We start from the raw sequence: 19505 nt of genomic DNA on the forward strand, positions 1-19505 counted from the left end.
GGGCCCATGGATGACGCCGGGCGGGTCGGCGACCCCGCCCGGCATGTCGATGGCTAGATATTATCTTCGCGGATGCGGATCTCAGCCTGGTCCCTGAGCGCCTCCACAATGGCACTCACACTCGCCTGACCATCAAGATCATTCAGCGTCCGGCGCAACTCGGCCCGCCGTTCGGCATCAACGGACGCCGGGTCACCCGGCTCTACCGACTGCACCACAACCGCGGCAAAGCCCTCGGGAAGCGTCGCCACACCCACACGTGGCCCCTGATCATCGCCGGATGGCAGTCGGAAGCCGGTCTCCCGTACACCCGCCGGCAGGGCGCGCGCATTGCGTTCACTCCACTGGGCCGGATTGAGCGCGGCGGCAGGAACACCCGCCGCCGCCGCCTCCAGCGACTCACCCGACTGCACCGCATCCGCGATGGACTGGGCCGCTGCGCGGGCGGAAGCCCGCGCCTGCTCGCGTACATACGCCGCCTCGACGTCGTCCCGCACGGTCTCGAACGGCTCGGTCCGCGCCGGTCGATAATCCATCACCCGGATGACCGCATATCCGCCGTCGGAGAGCTCGAGGAGTCCGCTGTTCTCCCGGCTCTCGAGCATGTCCTCACTGAAGGCCGTCTGCAGGACCGCCGCTTCGCTGGCGATTCCCTCCTCAGTCCCGGAAGCCGAGACCCAACCGGTCTCCTCAACCTCGATGCCCGCCGCTTCCGCCGCCGGCTCAAGGTTCGCAGGATTCTCGAAGGCCAGCGTATCGACCTCGTTAGCCAGCTCGAAGACCCGGCGCTCGGCGCGCTCCAGGGCGATTTCCTCGCGGATCTGATCACGCATCTGATCGAGCGGCGGCATTTCCGGCGCCGGCGCATCGGTCACCTCGATCAGGTGCCAGCCGAAGGGCGTGCGCACGGGCTCACTCAGTTCGCCCGGTGTCAGCCCCCAGGCGGCATCCGCAAAGGCCGCATCGACATCACCCCTTTCGATGGTCCCGAGCGACCCACCCTGAGCCGCCGAGCCGGGGTCGTCGGATACCGACTCGGCCACCGCCGCGAATGCCTCGCCTTCCCGAATGCGCTCACGCGCCGCCTCGATCTCCTCGAGGGCGCTCTGTACCTCAGCATCATCGGCCTCCGGCGGGACGCTCGCCAGGATATGGCGAACCTCTCTGGCGGATGCGTTGCGCGTGCTGGCGCTGCGCTCTTCGTACCGGGCCTCGACATCCGCTGCCGAGACGGTGATGTCTTCGGCGATCGGCTCCGGCGACAGCCGCAGATAACGCAACTGCACCTGCTCCGGGACCCGGAACCGGTCGGCATGCTCGTCATACCAGGTCTGCAGAGCGGCCTCGGTGACCTCAACGTCGTCCCGGTAGTCAGCCGCAGGCACGGTGGCCCAGGCCAGCTCACGGCGCTGTCCCTGGAGTTCCAGCAGGCGGTCGAGCGCGCGGTCGGTGGTAAAGGCGCTTGTCTCCACTGCCCGCTGCAGCAGCGTGATGGAGAGGTCACGGCGTAGCTGCGCTTCGTAGGCCTCCGGCGTCAGCCCGTTCTGTTCCAGGATCGTGCGGTAGCGGTCGATGGAAAAGCGGCCGTCAACCTGGAAGATGGACTGGCTGCGCACTGAGCGGGCGACATCCGTGTCACTGGCCCGCAGCCCGTTGGTCTGCGCGTAGTCCACCAGCACCTGGCGATCGATCAGCTGCTGTAATGTCTGGCGCCGGAGCTGACCGGTGTCGAAAAGGGACGGATCGAAACGCTCCCCCAGCATCCGGCGCAGTTCCGCCTGGCGCTGTTGATAGGCCTGATCGAGCTGGGCGCGGGTGATCTCCTCGCCGTTCACGGTGGCCACGATCTGTGGCCCACCGCCACCGACGTAGTTGTAGAGCCCGAACAGGGCGAAGGGAATGACCAGCAGGGCGACGATCAGATAGGCGATCCAGCCTCGGGTCCGGTCTCTGATGGCTAGCAGCATGTTCGAGCACCGTAAATCAAAAAGGCGCCAACGGGCGCCTTCCTGATGATGGGATTGTTTGGCGGAGCGGACGGGATTTGAACCCGCGACCTCCGGCGTGACAGGCCGGCATTCTAACCAGCTGAACTACCGCTCCGTTGTCATTTTTGGTGGGTGGTGAGGGGTTCGAACCCCCGACATTCGCCTTGTAAGGGCGACGCTCTCCCAACTGAGCTAACCACCCGGGAAAGCGGCGCTTAGTTTACCGAATCCTTCAGGGCTTTGCCAGCCTTGAAACCCGGAACCTTCGAGGCCGGGATGTTGATCGATGCCCCCGTCCGCGGGTTGCGCCCGGTGCGCGCAGCACGCTCGCGGACCGTGAAGGTGCCAAATCCTACCAGCGTCACCTGGTCACCCTGCTTCAGCGCGTCGGTCACGGTCGACGCGAAGGCGTCGACGGCCTTGGTGGCGTCAGCCTTCGACAGGCCGGCCGATTCGGCAACGGCGTCAATCAGTTCAGACTTGTTCATTAATCGATCCCCTTGAAAGTTTTTCTCTCGATCATCGTCAACGAAGACGAATCTTCCGCATGCTATCGCCTGGAGGGCTCCCCGACAATGATCGTGTGCCCGTGCCCGGCCAGTTGCCCGGGCCTCCTGTAACGATCCGCAGCATGGGTATAGCAATGCCTATGGACCACTGTCAAACAAAAGACCTGGAAACCATGCCCAACGCACTCGTCAATGCGGGCGGACCGACTCGGTGCCGGATTCGCCTTTGGACGCGGCCTCGCTGACCGCCTCCTCGGCTTCCGGAAGCGGCACCGGCGACGACGTGAGCGCCACCTCCAGCACCTGGTCAATCCACTGGACCGTGCGGATATCAAGCTTACCCTTGATATCGCGCGAGATGTCCGCAAGGTCTTTGCGGTTGTCCTCCGGAATCAGCACCGTCTGAATGCCGCCACGCAGCGCCGCCAGCAGCTTCTCCTTGAGCCCGCCGATCGGCAGCACCTCGCCGCGCAGCGTAATCTCGCCGGTCATGGCGACACTGGCGGAAACCGGGATCCCGGTCAGCGCCGAGACCAGCGCAGTACACATGCCCGTGCCAGCGCTGGGGCCGTCCTTCGGGATCGCACCCTCGGGCACATGGATGTGAATGTCATGGTGCTGGTGGAATTCCGGGTCGATGCCAAGGGCCCGGGCACGGCTACGCACGACCGTCAGGGCGGCATGGATCGACTCCTTCATGACATCGCCGAGCTGGCCGGTATTCTGCAGCCGCCCCTTGCCGGGGACGACAGCGCTCTCGATGGTGAGCAGCTCGCCACCCACCTCGGTCCAAGCCAGTCCGGTGACACGCCCCACCTGATCGGTCGACTCGGCGACCCCGTATCGGTGCCGACGCACGCCGAGATACTTATCAAGGTTCTGCGTACTGACCTGGACCGCCCTATCGCGGGGCTTGATCAGCACCTCCTTGACCACCCGGCGGGCGATCTTCGCCACCTCGCGCTCGAGGTTCCGCACACCGGCCTCGCGCGTGTAGTAACGGGCGATATCGCGCAGCGCATTATCGCTGACCTCAAGCTCGCCATCCTTCAGGCCATTCGCCTTGATCTGCTTGGGCAACAGATAGTTGCGCGCGATATTGACCTTCTCTTCCTCGGTGTAGCCGGAGAGCCGGATCACCTCCATGCGGTCCAGCAGCGGCCCCGGAATATCCATGGTGTTGGCGGTGCAGACAAACATGACATCCGAGAGGTCGAAGTCCACCTCAAGATAATGGTCGTTGAAGGTGGCATTCTGTTCGGGATCGAGGACCTCAAGCAGCGCGGACGCCGGATCGCCCCGGAAGTCCATGGCCATCTTGTCGATCTCATCGAGCAGGAACAACGGGTTGCGCGTTCCCACCTTGGAGAGCTTCTGGACGATCTTGCCGGGCAGCGAGCCGATGTACGTCCGGCGGTGTCCGCGGATTTCCGCTTCGTCCCGGACGCCGCCCAGTGACATGCGCACGAACTTGCGATTGATCGAGCGCGCAATGGACTCTCCCAGCGAGGTCTTGCCCACCCCGGGCGGTCCCACCAGGCAGAGGATGGGGCCCTTGAGCTTGCGCACCCGCTGCTGGACCGCGAGATACTCAAGGATGCGCTCCTTGACCTTCTCCAGCCCATAGTGATCGGTATCGAGGATCTTCTCTGCCCGCTCCAGGTCGTGACGGACCCGGCTGCGCTTCTTCCAGGGCAGCGCCACCATCCATTCCAGATAGTTGCGCACGACCGTCGCTTCGGCGGACATCGGGGACATCATGCGCAGCTTGCCGAGCTCCTGGTCGGCCTTCTCCCGGGCCTCCTGGGACATCCCCGCGGCCTCGATCTTCTGCTCCAGGTCCTCGAGCTCGTTTGGCGCATCCTCGAGCTCGCCGAGCTCCTTCTGGATCGCCTTCATCTGCTCGTTGAGGTAGTACTCGCGCTGTGACTTCTCCATCTGCTGCTTGACGCGGCCACGGATGCGCTTCTCCACCTGGAGGATATCGAGCTCGCCCTCGATCAGGCCCATGAGATGTTCAAGCCGCCGCGCCGGATGCTCGATCTCGAGCACCGTCTGCTTCTCGTCGATCTTGAGGCTCATGTGCGCGGCGATGGTGTCCGCGAGACGGCCGGGCTCCTCGATGCCCTGCAGCGAGGAGAGGATTTCCGGCGGGACCTTCTTGTTGAGCTTGACGTACTGATCGAACAACGAGAGCAGCGACCGGGTCATCACCTCGACTTCCGGATCGCCATCCACCGCCTCATCGGTCAGTGCCACCGCATTGGCGGTGAAATACTCGGCCGTGTCATCCAGGCCTTCAACCCGGGCACGCTCCGCACCCTCGACCAATACCTTGACGGTGCCATCGGGCAGCTTGAGCATCTGCAGGATGTTGGCGATCGTGCCGACGCCATAGAGATTCGCTGCCGTGGGGTCATCCACCTCGGCGCAGTGCTGGGCGACCAGTAAGATGCGCTTGTCCTCGGCCATGGCGGCCTCAAGCGCCTGAATGGACTTCTCCCGGCCGACGAACAGCGGAATGACCATATGCGGGTAGACCACCACGTCACGCAGCGGCAGCACCGGCGTCACCGACCCGCTGATCGGCGTCGTTTCCTCACTCATAGGAGTCCTCTTGGAGGCCGGGGATGCCCGGCCGCGGATCAATCCGATGCCGCGGCGGGCTGCTCCGAGCCGTCATAGATCAGATAGGGGGAGGTCTCGCCCCGGATCACCGCGTCATCCACCACGACCTTGCCGACGTTCTCGAGCGACGGCAGGTCGTACATGGTATCGAGCAGCACATGCTCGACGAGGGTACGCAGCCCACGGGCGCCGGTGTTACGCGCGATGGCCTTGCGCGCCACCTCATACAGCGCCTCATCACGGAACTCGAGCTCGACGCCCTCCATCTCGAAGAGCCGCTGGAACTGCTTGACGAGCGCGTTCTTCGGCTCGCGGAGGATCTCCACCAGGGCCTCCTCGTCGAGTTCGTTTAGCGTGGCCACCACCGGCAGCCGGCCGACGAACTCGGGAATGAGCCCGTAGCGGACGAGGTCCTCGGGCTCCACGTCCCGCAGGGTCTCACCGACGGCCTTACGCTGTGACTCACCCTTGATTTCGGCATAGAAGCCGATACCGCCTTTCTCAGAGCGCTGCTGGATGACCTTCTCCAGCCCGGCGAACGCACCACCGCAGATGAACAGGATGTTGCCGGTGTCCACCTGGAGGAACTCCTGCTGGGGATGCTTGCGCCCCCCCTGCGGCGGCACCGAAGCCGTCGTGCCCTCAATGAGCTTGAGCAGCGCCTGCTGCACGCCCTCACCCGAGACATCCCGCGTGATCGACGGGTTCTCCGCCTTACGCGAGACCTTGTCGATCTCGTCGATGTAGACGATGCCCTGCTGAGCCTTCTCGACATCGTAGTCGCAGCGCTGCAGCAGCTTCTGGATGATGTTCTCGACGTCCTCGCCGACATACCCCGCCTCGGTCAGCGTGGTGGCGTCGGCAATGGTGAACGGGACGTCCAGCAGCCGGGCGAGGGTCTCCGCCAGAAGCGTCTTCCCGGACCCCGTGGGTCCGATCAGCAGGATGTTGCTCTTGCTGAGCTCCACATCATCACGGCCCTGCGCCGCCTGCATGCGCTTGTAGTGATTGTAGACCGCCACCGACAGGACCTTCTTGGCATGATCCTGCCCGATGACATGCTCGTCGAGCGCCGCGTTGATCTCGTGAGGCTTGGGGAGGCTGGCGCCGGCCTCGGCGCTTTTCTCCTCCATCTCCTCGCGGATGATGTCGTTGCAGAGCTCCACGCATTCATCGCAGACGAACACCGAGGGCCCCGCAATGAGCTTGCGCACCTCATGCTGGCTCTTGCCGCAGAAAGAGCAGTAGAGCAGCTTGCCGTTGTCGTCGCCGCGACCGCCGTTATCTCTGTCAGTCATTGGCTACCCTTGCGCATGCGAGAAATGGACACGTTCGACCATGCCCGCTTTTCAAAGACCACGCAACCACTCTCACTCGAGCGGCAGGTTACTGCGATCGGTCAGGACCTGGTCGACCAGCCCGTAGTCCCGGGCCGCCTCCGGCGACATGAAGTTGTCGCGCTCGGTATCCTGGGCGATGGTCTCGAGATCCTGGCCGGTGTGATGCGCCAGGATCTGGTTGAGCCGCTCACGCATGCTCAGAATCTCCCGGGCATGGATATCGATATCGGTGGCCTGCCCCTGAAAGCCGCCCAGCGGCTGATGGATCATGACCCGCGAGTTGGGCAGGGCAAAGCGCTTGCCGGCCGCGCCGCCGGCCAGCAGCAGCGATCCCATGCTGGCCGCCTGACCGATGCAGACGGTGCTCACGTCGGGTTTGACGAACTGCATGGTGTCGTAGATCGCCAGCCCGGCGGTGACGACGCCACCCGGGCTGTTGATGTAGAAGTGGATATCCTTGTCAGGGTTCTCGGACTCCAGGAAAAGGAGCTGGGCGATCAACAGATTGGCCTGATGGTCCTCCACCGGCCCGACCATGAAGATCACCCGCTCCTTGAGCAGGCGCGAGTAGATGTCGAAGGCACGCTCGCCCCGCGCCGTCTGCTCGACGACCATCGGGACCAGGCCCGTTGCCATGGGGGTGTCTTCGCGGCGCTGTTCGCTCATGATCAATGATACTCCCGGCCCTATGAGGCCTCGGTGTTTTCCTCGTCCTCGACGCCACTGGTCAGCGCATCGAGACTCATCGGCTTTTCGGTGACCTGCGCCTGTTCCATGACCCAGTCAACCACCTGGTCTTCCATCACCTGGAGCTGAAGGCTCTGCATCATCTCCTGATTCTGCAGGTAGTACTGCATGACCTGCTCGGGCTGCTCGTAGCCCGAAGCCACCCGCTGCAGGGCCGCCTGCATCCGCTCCGGCTCGAGCTGGATTTCATTGGCCCGGACGATCTCGTTGACCAGCAGCCCCAGCTTGACCCGGCGCCGCGCCTCTTCCTCGAACTGATCGGCGGGCAGATCCGGCTCCTCGCCCTCGGCTCCGGCCTGACGCATCCGCTCCCGCGTCTGCTGACGGAGCTGCTCGATCTCGCTGTCCACCAGGGTCTGCGGCAGCTCGATCTCGTTCCTTTGGACCAGCGCATCCATCACCTGGTTCTTGACCCGCGTGCGAACGGCCTGTTCCCGTTCGCGCTCAAGGCTCTCGGTAATGCGCTCGCGCAGCGCCTCAAGGCCGCCCTCGATGCCAAGCTTCTCGGCGAACGCATCATCCGCCTCGGGGAGTTCAGGCGCCTCGACCTTTTTCATGGTCACCGAGAACTCGGCCTCCCGTCCGGCAATATCGGCGTCAGGAAACCCCTCCGGGAAGGTGTATCGCACCGTCTTCTCGTCACCGGCCTTCATGCCGACCAGCTCTTCCTCGAAGGGCCCGGGCATCTGACCCTCGCCCAGTGGCACCGGCACATCCTCGCCGCTGTTGCCGGAGAATTCCTCACCGTCGACCTGACCGTGGAAATCAATGGTGGCACGATCGCCGTCCGCCGCGGCCCGGTCGACTTCGGTGTACTCGGCATGCTGCTTGCGCAGCCGCTCGAGGATGCGATCCACGTCCGCGGCCTCGATATCCACCGCCGGGCGGGTGAGTTCGATGGATTCGACGCCCCGGACCTCAACGTCGGGGATGACCTCGAAGCTCGCCTCGTACTCCAGATCCTTGCCGGGTTCGACGGTCAGCGGCTGGATGTCGGGCGTGCCTGCGGGCCGCAGCGACTCCTGCTCCAGCGCCTCCGCGTAGGTGCTGCGGACGACCTCGTCGAGGACCTCGCCGCGCACCTGGGGTCCATAGCGTTTCTGCACGACCTTCATGGGCACCTTGCCGGGCCGGAACCCCTGCAGACGGACCTGGCCGCGCATCTCGCGCAGCTTCCTGTCGACCTGCTCGTCCACCCGCTCGGACGGGATCTGGACCTTCAACTTGCGCTTCAGGCCCTCGCCCGACTCCACCGATACTTGCATTGCCCACCTCTGAGGTAACTGGTGCGAAAGGCGAGACTCGAACTCGCACGGGGGACAACCCCACTGGGACCTAAACCCAGCGCGTCTACCAGTTCCGCCACTTTCGCGCTTTAAGACTCAAGCACACCAGTATACCGGCATGCCGCGGTGGGCAAAAGCAAGCGCCCGGGATCGATGACCGCTAACGGCCCGCACCGCCCGGCACACCGACACCAGCCCGACGCTGCCACGCCTTGTGCCCCTCGGCAACCGCGATGATGGGCAGACTCACGGCGATGGCGAGGAACCATTCGGCGAGGCCGAGCGGCCGCGTATCGAAGAGCAGCTGCATGGGCGGCGCGTAGGTAAAGAGCAATTGCGCCAGGAGAATGACCGCGCCGGCGATCAGCACGGTTCGATTGCCGAAAAAACCGGAGCGGTTCAGGGCGCTCTCGCGCAGGCGCCGAGCCGAAAACAGATACCAGACCTCGAAGAGCACAAGGGTATTGACCGCGAGTGTTCTCGCCTCCGCCAGATCGCGACCCGCCGCCAGCTCCCGCAGGAAAAGCCCCAGCGTACCGATCAGCATGGCCACGGCGACAATGATGACCCGCCAGCCCAGCCCCTCCGGAATCAGCGAGGCGTTCGTCCGTCGCGGCGGGCGCGCCATGATGGCGTCTTCGGGTGGCTCAAAGGCAAGGGCCAGTGCCAGGGTGACCGCGGTGATCATGTTCACCCAGAGGATCTGCACCGGCGTGACCGGCAGCATCAGACCGGCGATGACGGCGACCACCAGCAGCAGGGCCTGGGCGGCGTTGGTGGGCAGAATGAAGAGGATCGACTTGACGATGTTGTCGTAGATGACGCGCCCCTCGTGGACCGCGGCTTCGATGGTCGCGAAATTATCGTCGGCGAGCACGATCTCGGCCGACTCCCGCGCCGCATCGGTCCCGCCCCGCCCCATGGCCACACCCACATCGGCCCGCTTCAGCGCCGGGGCGTCATTGACCCCGTCACCGGTCATGGCCACCACCTCGTCGTCGGCCTGCAGGGCCTCGACCAGGCGCAGCTTGTGCGCCGGCGAGACGCGGGCGAAGACCGAGCGCTGCCGGGCGGTCCTGCGGAATGCCGCCTCGTCCAGATCGTCGAGGTCATCGCCCGTGACGCCGCGCTCGTCCGTCGCCAGGCCAAGCTGACGGCCGATGGCCGCGGCGGTGACGGCGTGATCGCCGGTGATCATCTTGACCTCGATGCCGGCCCGCTGACAGGCCGCCACCGCCGCAATCGCCTCGTCCCGGGGCGGGTCAATGATCGCCACCAGCCCGATGAGGACAAGGCCCTCCGGTCCGTCACCGTGATGGATATCCGCCGGGCCGGCGTCCAGCCGACGCTCGGCGACCGCCAGCAACCGCAGCCCGCGCGCCGCCATGTGCTCGGCCTGACGGTGCCAGGCCGCCTCGTCCAGCGCCGCCGTACCCGAGCCGGTCAAAACCCGGTCACAGCGCGGCACGACCGCCTCCGGCGCACCCTTGACGATCAGGCGATGCCCGTCATCATCGGCGTTGACCGTCGCCATGTAGCGATGACCGGAATCGAACGGGATCCCGTCGAGCCGGGGATGGGCTGACCGATAAGCCTCGATGTCGACGCCGGCCGATTCGGCGAGCGCAAGCAGCGCGACCTCCATCGGATCGCCACTGATCCGCCCCCGTTCGCCGCCCGCCGGCTCGACGGCGGCATCGCTGCAGAGCGCCACCGCGCGGGCCAGCGCATCCGCCGCCCCATCGGATGGCGCTGCCCTGTCGCGCAGCACATGCAGACCATCGGCCAGCAATAATTCCTGCACCGTCATCTCGTTGCGGGTCAGGGTGCCGGTCTTGTCAGAGCAGATCACCGTCACGGCACCCAGCGTCTCCACCGCAGGCAGCCGTCGGACGATGGCGTTGCGCGAGGCCAGACGCTGCACGCCGAGTGCCAGGGTGATCGTGACGATGGCCGGCAGCCCTTCCGGTATCGCCGCCACGGCGAGCCCGACCGCCGCCATGAACATCTCGACGATCGAAAATCCGTGCAGCAGGATGCCCGCCAGCGCCGTCAGCGCCCCGGTGGAGACGATAATCAGCGCGAGCTGGCGGCCAAGCCGGTCGAGGTGGCGCAGCAGGGGCGTCGTCAGGGTCTCGACCTCGGCCAGCATCTCGGTGACCTGCCCAAGCTGGGTCCGCTCACCGGTGGCGACAACCACCCCCAGGCCTTCACCCGCCGTCACCAGCGTGCCGGCAAACCCCATGGAATGCCGGTCACCCAGACCACACTGCGCCGGCACCGGATCGGTTGTCTTGCTCACCGGCACCGACTCGCCGGTGAGCGCCGATTCATCGATGGCCAGGCCCCGGGCGCTGAACAGACGCACGTCGGCCGTCACCTTGGCGCCGGGCTCGAGGATGAGAATGTCCCCCGGAACGAGGCCCGCGGCGTCGATGCTCTCGCGGCGTCCGCTGCGGCGCACGGTCGCTTCCGGCGCCAGCAGCCCGCGGATGGCCTCGAGCGCGCTTTCCGCCTTGCCCTCCTGGATGGTGCCGATGATCGCGTTGATCAGCACGACGGCAACGATCACCGCCGTGTCGATCCAGTGCCCGAGGGCCGCCGTGACCAGCGCTGCCACCAGCAACAGGTAGATCAGCAGATTACGGAACTGACTGGCAAAGCGGGCCAGGCCGCCACGCCGCCGGGGTGGACGCTGGCGATTCTCGCCGTAGACCGCCAGGCGGCGGCGCACCTCCTGCGCGTCAAGCCCGGCGGTGCTGGCGTCGAGGCGGCTGAGCGCCTCCTCGGCATCCAGGGCGTGCCAGGCGGACTGATCACCCGATTCCGTGTCCTGCTTCTGCGACGCTGCGGCCATATCCCTGCTCCGCCGAGTAACCTACCAGTGTCCGGTACCGGGCTCCCCCTTCCACGGACCCACCAGCTCGCGGGTCACCCAGCCTCCATAATATCGACCGGCCTGCGCACGAACCGGTTCATCGCCAACCCGGCAGTCGAGCTTCTCGGGATAGGCCGAGAACCAGCCGGCGATCGCCTCTGCCCCGGGCAGGGGCCGGGTATAGCGCCAGATGGCGGCCTCGACGATCCCGGTGGCCGTGACCACGTCGAAATACTCCGCCTCGCCTTTCCACTCGCAGAAGGTTCGATGGTCAGACGGGCGCAGCCGCGACATGTCCATCGCCTCCGGCGGCAGATAGAAGGCTGGTGGGCTGCCGGTCTCCAGCGCCCGGATGCTGTGCGTGCTGCTGGCAATCACCGCACCATTGGCGGCGATGCGCACCGGCCGGTCGTCATGAGCGTAGGCAGGCGGGCGCGGATAGTCCCAGACGGACTCCTGCCCCGGGCCCGGCTCGACCGCGAAGTCAGGACGCTGGCCGCCCCGATAGACCCAGGCATCACGGTGTTTCTGCAGGTCCTTCGGCTCGTTCATGCGGACTCCCCGTTTCTCCCGTGCATGGGATCCCCATGATGGCGGCTGTGCCAGTACAGGTACATGGGGAAGCTGGCCGATTGCAGCGCGTCAGGTATCGGGCACGATAAGCTGTCCCGCATGCTCAGACCCGCAAAGGAGACCAACCCATGAACATCCCCCGCGCACTCCGCCCGGCGATCGCCGGCATCGCACTCACCGGTATGGCCGCGACCGGCCAGGCCGTCGCCGCAGACTATGTCATCGATACCGACGGCGCCCATGCCTCCATCCAGTTCCGCATCAGCCATCTGGGCTATAGCTGGCTGAAGGGGCGGTTCAACGACTTCAGCGGCGAGTTCCAGTATGACGCGGCCAATCCCGGCGACTCGGAGATCGCCGTGAACATCGACACCGCGAGCATCGACTCCAACCATGCCGAGCGCGACAAGCACCTGCGCAGTGCCGACTTCCTGGATGTCCAGCAGTACCCCGAGGCGAGCTTCGTGAGTACCGACTACATCCCCAACGGCGACGGCACGGCAACGCTGGAGGGTGAGCTCACCCTGCACGGCGTCACCCGCCCGATCAGCATCGACGTCGAGAAGATCGGTGAGGGAGAGGATCCCTGGGGCGGCTATCGCGTGGGCTTCAGTGGCGAGACGGAGTTCGCGCTGGCCGACTACGGCATCGACTACAACCTCGGTCCGGCCAGTGAGACCGTCTACCTCGAGCTCGAGGTGGAAGGCATCCAGCAGTAACGCCTGGCGATCAGGCGACGGAACCGGCCCGGAGCGGAAGCCACCGCTTCGGGCTTTTTTATTGGGAGAGATGGTGGGCCGTCAGGGACTCGAACCCCGAACCTACTGATTAAGAGTCAGCTGCTCTACCAATTGAGCTAACGGCCCATCGAGAGGATGGGGTGAGCGATGGGACTTGAACCCACGACCACCGGAGCCACAATCCGGAGCTCTACCAACTGAGCTACGCCCACCATTGTCACGATCCCTGCCAGCAAGCTGGTCGGGGTGGAGGGATTTGAACCCCCGACATCCTGCTCCCAAAGCAGGCGCGCTACCAGACTGCGCTACACCCCGCCTCGACCGCAGGCGCTCCCGCGGCGAGCCGCAGAGAGATGCGGAATAATACTCAGCGCCCCCTTCGTGGTCAATGCGCGTATACTCCGCCCAGCGCAAGGAGTAACGCTTACATGACTTTTGATCAATTCGGCCTTCGTGCCGAGCTGCTCGACGCCGTCCGGGCCTCGGGCTACACCAACCCGACCCCGATTCAGGAACAGGCCATTCCCGCCGTGCTGGCAGGCAGCGACCTGCTCGCCGCCGCGCAGACGGGAACCGGCAAGACCGCCGCCTTCACACTGCCGCTGCTCGAGCGCCTCGCCAGCCGCCGACCGGAGGGAAAACGCCGCCCGGTGCGCCTGCTGGTGATCGCGCCAACCCGCGAGCTGGCCGCTCAGATCCACGACAGCGTCAAGCAGTATGGGAGCCACCTGCCGCTGCGCTCCGCGGTCATCTTCGGCGGCGTCGGCATGCAGCCGCAGATCGACCGGCTGCGCAAGGGCGTGGATATCCTCATCGCCACCCCGGGGCGGCTGCTGGATCATCTGCAGCGCGACAACGTCCGCCTGGATCGGGTGGAGAGCGTCGTCCTCGACGAGGCCGACCGGATGCTCGACATGGGTTTCATTCACGACATCCGTCGCTTGATGAAGCAGCTCCCGGCCGAGCGCCAGACGCTTTTATTCTCGGCGACGTTCTCGAAGGAAATCCGTCGCCTTGCCTCGGGGATGCTGACCCAGCCGGTGGAGATAGACGTGGCGCCGCGCAACAGCGCAGCCGACACCGTGGATCAACGCGTTTACCGTCTCGACAAGGCCGAGAAGCGCCCCCTGCTCAGCCGGCTCATCCGCGAGGGCGACTGGCAGCAGGTACTGGTCTTCACGCGCACCAAGCACGGGGCCAACAACCTCAGCCGCCAGCTTGACCGCGACGGGCTCACCGCCGCCGCCATTCATGGCAACAAGAGTCAGTCGGCACGCACCCGGGCGCTGGAGGGCTTCAAGCAGGGCAAGGTCCGCGTCCTGGTGGCCACCGATATCGCCGCCCGCGGGCTCGACATCGATCAGCTTCCTCATGTGGTCAACTATGACCTGCCCCACGTCGCCGAGGATTATGTCCATCGCATCGGCCGCACGGGCCGCGCCGGCAACAGCGGCGAGGCGATCTCGCTGGTGGCACCCGATGAGGCCAAGCTGCTGAAAGGCATCGAGAGACTGCTCAAGCGGCCGCTCGAGCGGGCCAGCGCCACCGCCTGAGGCGCGGCTGATGAATGGCGCGCCCGGCAGGACTTGAACCTGCAACCCTCGGCTTAGAAGGCCGATGCTCTATCCGGTTGAGCTACGGGCGCGTCGCCGTGGATTGTACAATCAATCCGCGTCGGGATCATGACGGATGACGGGAGCGAGGGGGCAATGAGCGCAAGCATCATCGACGGCAAGGCGATCGCCGCGGATATCCGCGAGACCATCCGTGGCGAGGTGTCGGAACGGGTGGCGGCGGGCCGCGCCGCGCCCGGGCTTGCGGTTGTGCTGGTCGGCGACAACGCGGCCTCTTCGGTCTATGTGCGCATGAAACGGCGCGACTGCGCCGAGGTGGGCTTTATCTCCCAGGACTACGATCTGCCGGTACAGACCACCCAGGACGAACTGCTCGCCCTCATCGACCGGCTGAATGACAGTCCCGAGACGCATGGCATCCTGGTCCAGTTACCGCTGCCGGATCATATCGACGAGCAGGCCGTGATCGAGCGCATCGATCCTGCCAAGGACGTGGATGGTTTCCATCCGCAGAATGTCGGCCGACTGGTCCTTCGCCTGCCGGGTCTGCGCTCCTGTACGCCCCATGGGGTCATGACCCTGCTCCATCGCACCGGCGTAGCGCTCAGCGGTGCCCATGCGGTCGTCATCGGACAGTCGAACATCGTCGGCCGCCCCATGGCGCTTGAGCTGCTCAATGCGCGCTGCACCGTCACGATCTGCCACAGCCGCACCAGGGATCTGCGCGCCGAGGTTGAGCGGGCCGATATCCTGGTGGCCGCCGTTGGCCGGACGGCCTTCATCCCCGGCGACTGGATCAAGCCCGGCGCAACGGTCATTGACGTGGGCATCAACCGCCAGCCGGATGGGAGCCTGGTGGGCGATGTCGACTATGCCGGCGCGGCGCGACGGGCAGCCTGGATTACGCCCGTCCCGGGAGGCGTGGGCCCATTGACCCGGGCAACGCTGCTCGAGAACACCCTGCAGGCCGCACGGGCGATCGCCGACTAGTCGGCCTCGCGGACGATCTCGAGCGCCGCATCGAGGCGCTCCACCCCCATGACCTCCAGCCCCTTCGGCCGATCCCCCGGCGAGGGACAGTTCTTGGCCGGCACGAGCGCGCGGCGAAACCCGTGACGGGCTGCCTCCGCCAGGCGGTCGGGACCGTTCGGCACCGGACGGATCTCCCCGGCGAGGCCTACCTCGCCGAAAATCACCCAGTCCTGGGGAATGGGCCGGTCACGCAGACTGGAGCTCACCGCCAGTAGGGTGGGCAGGTCACTGGCCGTCTCGGCAATGCGCACGCCACCGACGATGTTGACAAAGACATCCGCTCCGTAGGTGCTCACGCCGGCATGGCGCTGGAGCACCGCCAGCAGCATACCCAGCCGATTGCCATCCAGCCCCACCGCCAGGCGGCGGGGATTGGACAGCGGGCTCTCCGCCACCAGCGCCTGGAGTTCCAGCAGCAGGGGTCGGGTCCCCTCGCGCGTCACCAGAATGGCGCTGCCGGGCACCGGCTGCTCATGGCGCGAGAGGAATATCGCCGAGGGGTTTTTCACCTCCTTGAGCCCGGTATCGAGCATGGCGAACACGCCCAGCTCGTTGGCCGCACCAAAGCGGTTCTTGACCGCGCGCAGCAACCGGTAGCGGCTGCCGGAGTCGCTTTCGAAATAGAGCACCGTATCGACCATGTGCTCGAGCACGCGTGGCCCGGCAAGCTGGCCCTCCTTGGTGACATGACCGACGAGGAACAGCACGGTCCCGGTGCGTTTGGCGAACTGGACGAGCTGGGCCGCCGACTCCCGCACCTGAGCGACGCCGCCCGGCGCGGACCCCAGCGCATCGCTGTGAATGGTCTGGATGGAGTCCACCACCAGCACCTCCGGGCGCTCGCGGGCGGCGAGCTCGATGATGGTCTCGACCCTGGTCTCCGCGAGCAGCCTGAGCCCATCATCCTCTACGCCCAGGCGCTCGGCGCGCATACCGACCTGGCGCAGCGACTCCTCACCGGTGACGTACAGCGCCCCATGGCGACCGGCGACCCGCGCGACGGCCTCCAGCAGCAGGGTCGACTTACCGATTCCCGGATCGCCACCCAGCAGAACGACGCCGCCGGCGACCAGGCCACCGCCCAGCACGCGATCGAACTCGCCAATCCCGGTGGGGAAACGCGTCTCCTGATCGCGCGGGACTTCCGACAGCCGCTTGATGCCGCTGTCGCCAGCGTACTGGGCGCCGACGCGGGTCGAGCCGCGCCCGCCGGCGGGCGCCGTGGCCTGCACCTGCTCCTCGAGCGTATTCCACTCCCCGCACTCCGGGCACTGCCCCGCCCACTGCATGGAGATGCCACCACAGGCGGTACAGACGTAACGGCTCTTGACGCTAGCCTTGGCCATGATTGCCTCCGCGACGGTAGACACGCTGCACACGCGGCGTGAGCTGGCAGAAAAGCTCATAACTGATGGTGCCGCAGTGACCGGCGATCTCAGTAGCCAGCGGTGCTTCACCCCACAGCGTGGCGACATCGCCGACACGGGCGTTCGACGCGTTGCGCAGATCAATGCAGACCATGTCCATGGAGACCTTGCCGATCACCGCACAGCGCTGGCCATGGACGAGTACCGGCGTCCCATCCGGCGCCTGCCGTGGGTAGCCGTCACCATAGCCGATGGACACCACTCCCACCGGCATGGATTCGGGGCAGACGAAGCGGGCGCCATAGCCGACCCCGTGGCCAGCGGGCAGGCGTTTGACGGAGATCAGCGCAGCCTCCAGCCTCATCACCGGACGCAGCGCCGGGTGAATCGTGGCATCCTCGAACGGCGATGCGCCGTAGAGCATGATGCCGGGCCGCACCCAGTCAGCATGGGCTTCGCGTCCATGGAGCGTTGCGGCCGAGTTGGCCGCCGTGGCCTCGGCGGAGGCTCCGGCGAAGGCGCCGAAACGCTGGAGCTGTGCCGCCGTCTCCGGGCTGCCCGGCACATCAGCACTGGCCAGATGGGTCATCCATCGCACCGCACCCACGCCCGGGAGACGGCGGAGCCGCTCCAGTGCCGCCGGGGCCTCTTCGGGCAGAAAACCGAGGCGCCCCATGCCCGTGTCCACCTTCAGCCAGCAGTCGATCGGGGCGGCGATGTCCGCCTGGGCCAGCGCCTCGATCTGCCAGGGCTGATGAATGACCGCGTCGAGCCGCCGCGCCGCAAACGTATTGATCTCCCCGGCATCGAAAAAGCCCTCGAGCAGGACAATGCGATGCGCGAGCCCCGCCAGTCGAAGTGGCAGCGCCTCCTCAAGGCAGCTCACGGCGAAGGCGTCGGTGGCATCGGCGAGCTCATGGGCCACCGGCAGCAGGCCGTGGCCATAGGCGTCGGCCTTGAGGACCGCCATGAGGTTGGATCGGGGGGCCCGGCATCGGGCCACGGAAAGATTGTGCCGGAGGGCGTCGAGATCCACCGTCGCCCGGGCCAACCGGCTCACTGCCAGCCCCCGCCCCCGTAACCGGAGTCGGCGATGAAGTTCTCGAAGCGCGTGTACTGGCCGAGGAACGTCAAGCGTACCGTGCCGACGGGGCCATTACGCTGCTTGCCGATGATAATCTCGGCCGTCCCGGCGTCGGGACTCTCTTCGTTATAGACCTCGTCGCGGTAAATGAACACGATGACGTCTGCATCCTGCTCAATCGCGCCCGAGTTGTGACTGACAATACCGTCCGCCAGCCAACATTCCGTCTCCGGGACCGTGAGGTCATAGACCGTTTCTTCGCCAGCGTCCTCGATGGACACGACGCGATCAGACGTCAGCGCCGCGTCAGCCACCATCAACTCGTCATCAACCGATAAATTGCCGGCTTCGCGCCAAACTTCAGAAGATCGAAGCCGATGCTCGGACGTACACCTTATCGAGCGGCCGCTAGCCAGATTGATACGGAAAACACAACGCCTGCCAACCTCCCATACGAGATCGGAGCGGGCCGTCGCGAGCATGCCCCGGTGATCGATCGTGAGCACCTCGGGCCGCTGCCCGACGAGCGCTTCGATCGGCTTGCGCGAGCCATCCGCCAGCATGACGCGCGTGTCGCCCGTTACGCATTCGCGAAGATCCGACATGATCGGGCGCTTGTTCGGCCGCTGCTCAAGACTCCGGTTGAGCTGCGAGAGCACCATCACCGGCACGCCCAGCTCCTTGGCCATGCCCTTGAGGGCGCGGGAGATCTCGGAGATCTCGGCGGCGCGGTTTTCCTTGAAACCCGGCAACTGCATGAGCTGCAGGTAATCGACCATGACCAGCCCGAGGCCATGCTCGCGCTTCAGACGTCGGCAGCGGGCCCGCATCTCGGTCGGCGTGAGCCCCGGTGTGTCATCGATGAACAGATTGGCCTGCGAGAGCAGATTCATGGTGCTGGTCAGGCGCGGCCAGTCATCATCACTCAGACGCCCCGAGCGGATCTTCTGCAGCTCCACCCGACCCAGCGATGAGAGCATGCGCATGGCCAGGGAATCCGCCGGCATCTCCATGCTGAACACCGCCGTGGGTGGCCCCTGCTGCAGTGCCGCCGCCTCGGCGATATTCATCGCGAGGGTGGTCTTGCCCATGGAGGGTCGGCCGGCAACGATGACCAGGTCGCCGTTCTGCAGGCCGGAGGTCATGCGGTCGAGATCGCTGAAACCCGTTGCCAGGCCCGTGACATCGCTGTCCTGGTGGTAGAGGGTATCGATCCGGTCCACCACCTCGGGGAGCACATCGCGCACGCCGACAAAGCCGCGACGGTTGCGTCCCGACTGCTCGGCGATCTGGAAGATGAGCCGCTCGGCGCTGTCGAGGAGATCCGCGGAGGTCTGTCCCTCGGGGTTGAAGCCGGCGTTGGTGACCTCGGTCCCCGCCTCGATGAGCTGCCGGAGCACGGACTGCTCCCGGACGATGTCCGCATAGGCGCGGATGTTGGCCGCGCTTGGCGTATCCCGCGCCAGCAGCCCCAGATAGCCGAGCCCGCCGGCATTGTCGAGCTCATCGTTGGATTTGAGCCACTCCGACAGGGTGACCGCGTCCATCGGACGCCCCGATTCCGCCAGTGACTCAAGGGCACGAAAGATCAGCCGATGGTCACGCCGGTAGAAGTCCTCCTCTCCGACCCGATCGGCGATCTGGTCCCAGGCGTTGTTGTCCAGCATGAGCCCGCCGAGTACTGCCTGCTCCGCCTCGATCGAGTGCGGAGGCACCTTGAGCGCCTCCGCCGGCGACGGGTTGCGGGCCTCAGCCATAC

General features: G+C 65.9%; 14 protein-coding genes and 7 tRNA genes. 3 read left to right on the top strand and 18 right to left on the bottom strand.

What is annotated here, in order from left to right:
• Positions 1 to 53: 53 nt before the first annotated feature.
• From V6X63_RS02335 to V6X63_RS02385, 11 genes are all read right to left on the bottom strand, one after another.
• Positions 54 to 1967 carry a SurA N-terminal domain-containing protein gene (locus V6X63_RS02335; protein ID WP_367978004.1) on the bottom strand — a complete coding sequence of 638 codons (1914 nt, stop codon included), beginning with the start codon at positions 1965 to 1967 and terminating at the stop codon, positions 54 to 56.
• Positions 1968 to 2026: 59 nt separating this feature from the next.
• Positions 2027 to 2103, bottom strand: a tRNA-Asp gene (locus V6X63_RS02340).
• Between the two features lie 11 nt (positions 2104 to 2114).
• A tRNA-Val gene (locus V6X63_RS02345) sits at positions 2115 to 2190 on the bottom strand.
• 13 nt (positions 2191 to 2203) lie between these two features.
• The gene (locus V6X63_RS02350) at positions 2204 to 2476 is read right to left on the bottom strand and encodes an HU family DNA-binding protein (RefSeq protein WP_367966988.1); all 273 of its coding nucleotides are present in this window, start codon (positions 2474 to 2476) and stop codon (positions 2204 to 2206) included.
• A 210-nt stretch (positions 2477 to 2686) separates the two neighbouring features.
• Positions 2687 to 5104, bottom strand: a complete 2418-nt coding sequence (lon, locus tag V6X63_RS02355; RefSeq protein WP_367978005.1) for an endopeptidase La — start codon at positions 5102 to 5104, stop codon at positions 2687 to 2689.
• 38 nt (positions 5105 to 5142) lie between these two features.
• Positions 5143 to 6423 (bottom strand): ATP-dependent Clp protease ATP-binding subunit ClpX, encoded by a 1281-nt coding sequence (clpX, locus tag V6X63_RS02360; protein WP_367966989.1) that lies wholly within the window; start codon positions 6421 to 6423, stop codon positions 5143 to 5145.
• 72 nt (positions 6424 to 6495) lie between these two features.
• Complete coding sequence (gene clpP, locus V6X63_RS02365) at positions 6496 to 7131, bottom strand: ATP-dependent Clp endopeptidase proteolytic subunit ClpP (RefSeq protein WP_367966990.1); 636 nt, start codon at positions 7129 to 7131, stop codon at positions 6496 to 6498.
• A 20-nt stretch (positions 7132 to 7151) separates the two neighbouring features.
• Complete coding sequence (gene tig / locus V6X63_RS02370; RefSeq protein ID WP_367978006.1) at positions 7152 to 8477, bottom strand: trigger factor; 1326 nt, start codon at positions 8475 to 8477, stop codon at positions 7152 to 7154.
• Positions 8478 to 8496: 19 nt separating this feature from the next.
• Positions 8497 to 8584: transfer RNA gene (locus tag V6X63_RS02375), tRNA-Leu, on the bottom strand.
• Between the two features lie 74 nt (positions 8585 to 8658).
• On the bottom strand, positions 8659 to 11355 hold the full coding sequence (locus V6X63_RS02380; protein WP_367978007.1) for a cation-translocating P-type ATPase: 2697 nt from the start codon (positions 11353 to 11355) through the stop codon (positions 8659 to 8661).
• Between the two features lie 21 nt (positions 11356 to 11376).
• A complete protein-coding gene (locus V6X63_RS02385) occupies positions 11377 to 11928 on the bottom strand; it encodes a DUF427 domain-containing protein (protein WP_367978008.1) in 552 nt (183 codons plus the stop codon).
• A gap of 149 nt (positions 11929 to 12077) precedes the next feature.
• Between V6X63_RS02385 and V6X63_RS02390 the strand changes: the two genes are divergently transcribed.
• Entirely contained in the window at positions 12078 to 12668 is a 591-nt protein-coding gene (locus V6X63_RS02390) for a YceI family protein (protein ID WP_407826366.1), read from the top strand.
• 71 nt (positions 12669 to 12739) lie between these two features.
• Here the strand turns inward: V6X63_RS02390 and V6X63_RS02395 are convergent.
• The 3 genes from V6X63_RS02395 to V6X63_RS02405 all read right to left on the bottom strand — a co-directional run bounded on the left by V6X63_RS02395 (position 12740) and on the right by V6X63_RS02405 (position 13004).
• Positions 12740 to 12815: transfer RNA gene (locus tag V6X63_RS02395), tRNA-Lys, on the bottom strand.
• Positions 12816 to 12825: 10 nt separating this feature from the next.
• A tRNA-His gene (locus V6X63_RS02400) sits at positions 12826 to 12901 on the bottom strand.
• Positions 12902 to 12927: 26 nt separating this feature from the next.
• A tRNA-Pro gene (locus tag V6X63_RS02405) sits at positions 12928 to 13004 on the bottom strand.
• Between the two features lie 113 nt (positions 13005 to 13117).
• On the opposite strand from V6X63_RS02405, the gene V6X63_RS02410 reads away from it, so the two are divergent.
• Entirely contained in the window at positions 13118 to 14242 is a 1125-nt protein-coding gene (locus tag V6X63_RS02410; protein ID WP_367978009.1) for a DEAD/DEAH box helicase, read from the top strand.
• Positions 14243 to 14257: 15 nt separating this feature from the next.
• Here the strand turns inward: V6X63_RS02410 and V6X63_RS02415 are convergent.
• Positions 14258 to 14334 (bottom strand) — tRNA-Arg (locus tag V6X63_RS02415).
• A 64-nt stretch (positions 14335 to 14398) separates the two neighbouring features.
• On the opposite strand from V6X63_RS02415, the gene folD reads away from it, so the two are divergent.
• Entirely contained in the window at positions 14399 to 15253 is an 855-nt protein-coding gene (gene folD / locus V6X63_RS02420) for a bifunctional methylenetetrahydrofolate dehydrogenase/methenyltetrahydrofolate cyclohydrolase FolD (protein ID WP_367966995.1), read from the top strand.
• Here the strand turns inward: folD and radA are convergent.
• The 3 genes from radA to dnaB are packed head-to-tail and all read right to left on the bottom strand — an operon-like array spanning position 15250 to position 19503.
• On the bottom strand, positions 15250 to 16641 hold the full coding sequence (gene radA, locus V6X63_RS02425; RefSeq protein ID WP_367978010.1) for a DNA repair protein RadA: 1392 nt from the start codon (positions 16639 to 16641) through the stop codon (positions 15250 to 15252). The two genes, folD and radA, sit on opposite strands and share 4 nt — an antisense overlap.
• A complete protein-coding gene (alr, locus tag V6X63_RS02430) occupies positions 16628 to 17722 on the bottom strand; it encodes an alanine racemase (protein WP_367966997.1) in 1095 nt (364 codons plus the stop codon). The genes radA and alr overlap by 14 nt, the downstream gene beginning before the upstream one ends.
• On the bottom strand, positions 17719 to 19503 hold the full coding sequence (dnaB, locus tag V6X63_RS02435; RefSeq protein WP_367978011.1) for a replicative DNA helicase: 1785 nt from the start codon (positions 19501 to 19503) through the stop codon (positions 17719 to 17721). The genes alr and dnaB overlap by 4 nt, the downstream gene beginning before the upstream one ends.
• Positions 19504 to 19505: the final 2 nt, after the last annotated feature.

It is taken from the genome of Spiribacter onubensis, assembly GCF_040838425.1.
GTDB lineage: Bacteria > Pseudomonadota > Gammaproteobacteria > Nitrococcales > Nitrococcaceae > Spiribacter > Spiribacter onubensis.

Coding starts and splice junctions, on each gene's coding strand:
- V6X63_RS02335 (WP_367978004.1), bottom strand. CDS start 1,967: ATGCTGCTAGCCATCAGAGACCGGACCCGAGGCTGGATCGCCTATCTG.
- V6X63_RS02350 (WP_367966988.1), bottom strand. CDS start 2,476: ATGAACAAGTCTGAACTGATTGACGCCGTTGCCGAATCGGCCGGCCTG.
- lon (WP_367978005.1), bottom strand. CDS start 5,104: ATGAGTGAGGAAACGACGCCGATCAGCGGGTCGGTGACGCCGGTGCTG.
- clpX (WP_367966989.1), bottom strand. CDS start 6,423: ATGACTGACAGAGATAACGGCGGTCGCGGCGACGACAACGGCAAGCTG.
- clpP (WP_367966990.1), bottom strand. CDS start 7,131: ATGAGCGAACAGCGCCGCGAAGACACCCCCATGGCAACGGGCCTGGTC.
- tig (WP_367978006.1), bottom strand. CDS start 8,477: ATGCAAGTATCGGTGGAGTCGGGCGAGGGCCTGAAGCGCAAGTTGAAG.
- V6X63_RS02380 (WP_367978007.1), bottom strand. CDS start 11,355: ATGGCCGCAGCGTCGCAGAAGCAGGACACGGAATCGGGTGATCAGTCC.
- V6X63_RS02385 (WP_367978008.1), bottom strand. CDS start 11,928: ATGAACGAGCCGAAGGACCTGCAGAAACACCGTGATGCCTGGGTCTAT.
- V6X63_RS02390 (WP_407826366.1), top strand. CDS start 12,078: ATGAACATCCCCCGCGCACTCCGCCCGGCGATCGCCGGCATCGCACTC.
- V6X63_RS02410 (WP_367978009.1), top strand. CDS start 13,118: ATGACTTTTGATCAATTCGGCCTTCGTGCCGAGCTGCTCGACGCCGTC.
- folD (WP_367966995.1), top strand. CDS start 14,399: ATGAGCGCAAGCATCATCGACGGCAAGGCGATCGCCGCGGATATCCGC.
- radA (WP_367978010.1), bottom strand. CDS start 16,641: ATGGCCAAGGCTAGCGTCAAGAGCCGTTACGTCTGTACCGCCTGTGGT.
- dnaB (WP_367978011.1), bottom strand. CDS start 19,503: ATGGCTGAGGCCCGCAACCCGTCGCCGGCGGAGGCGCTCAAGGTGCCT.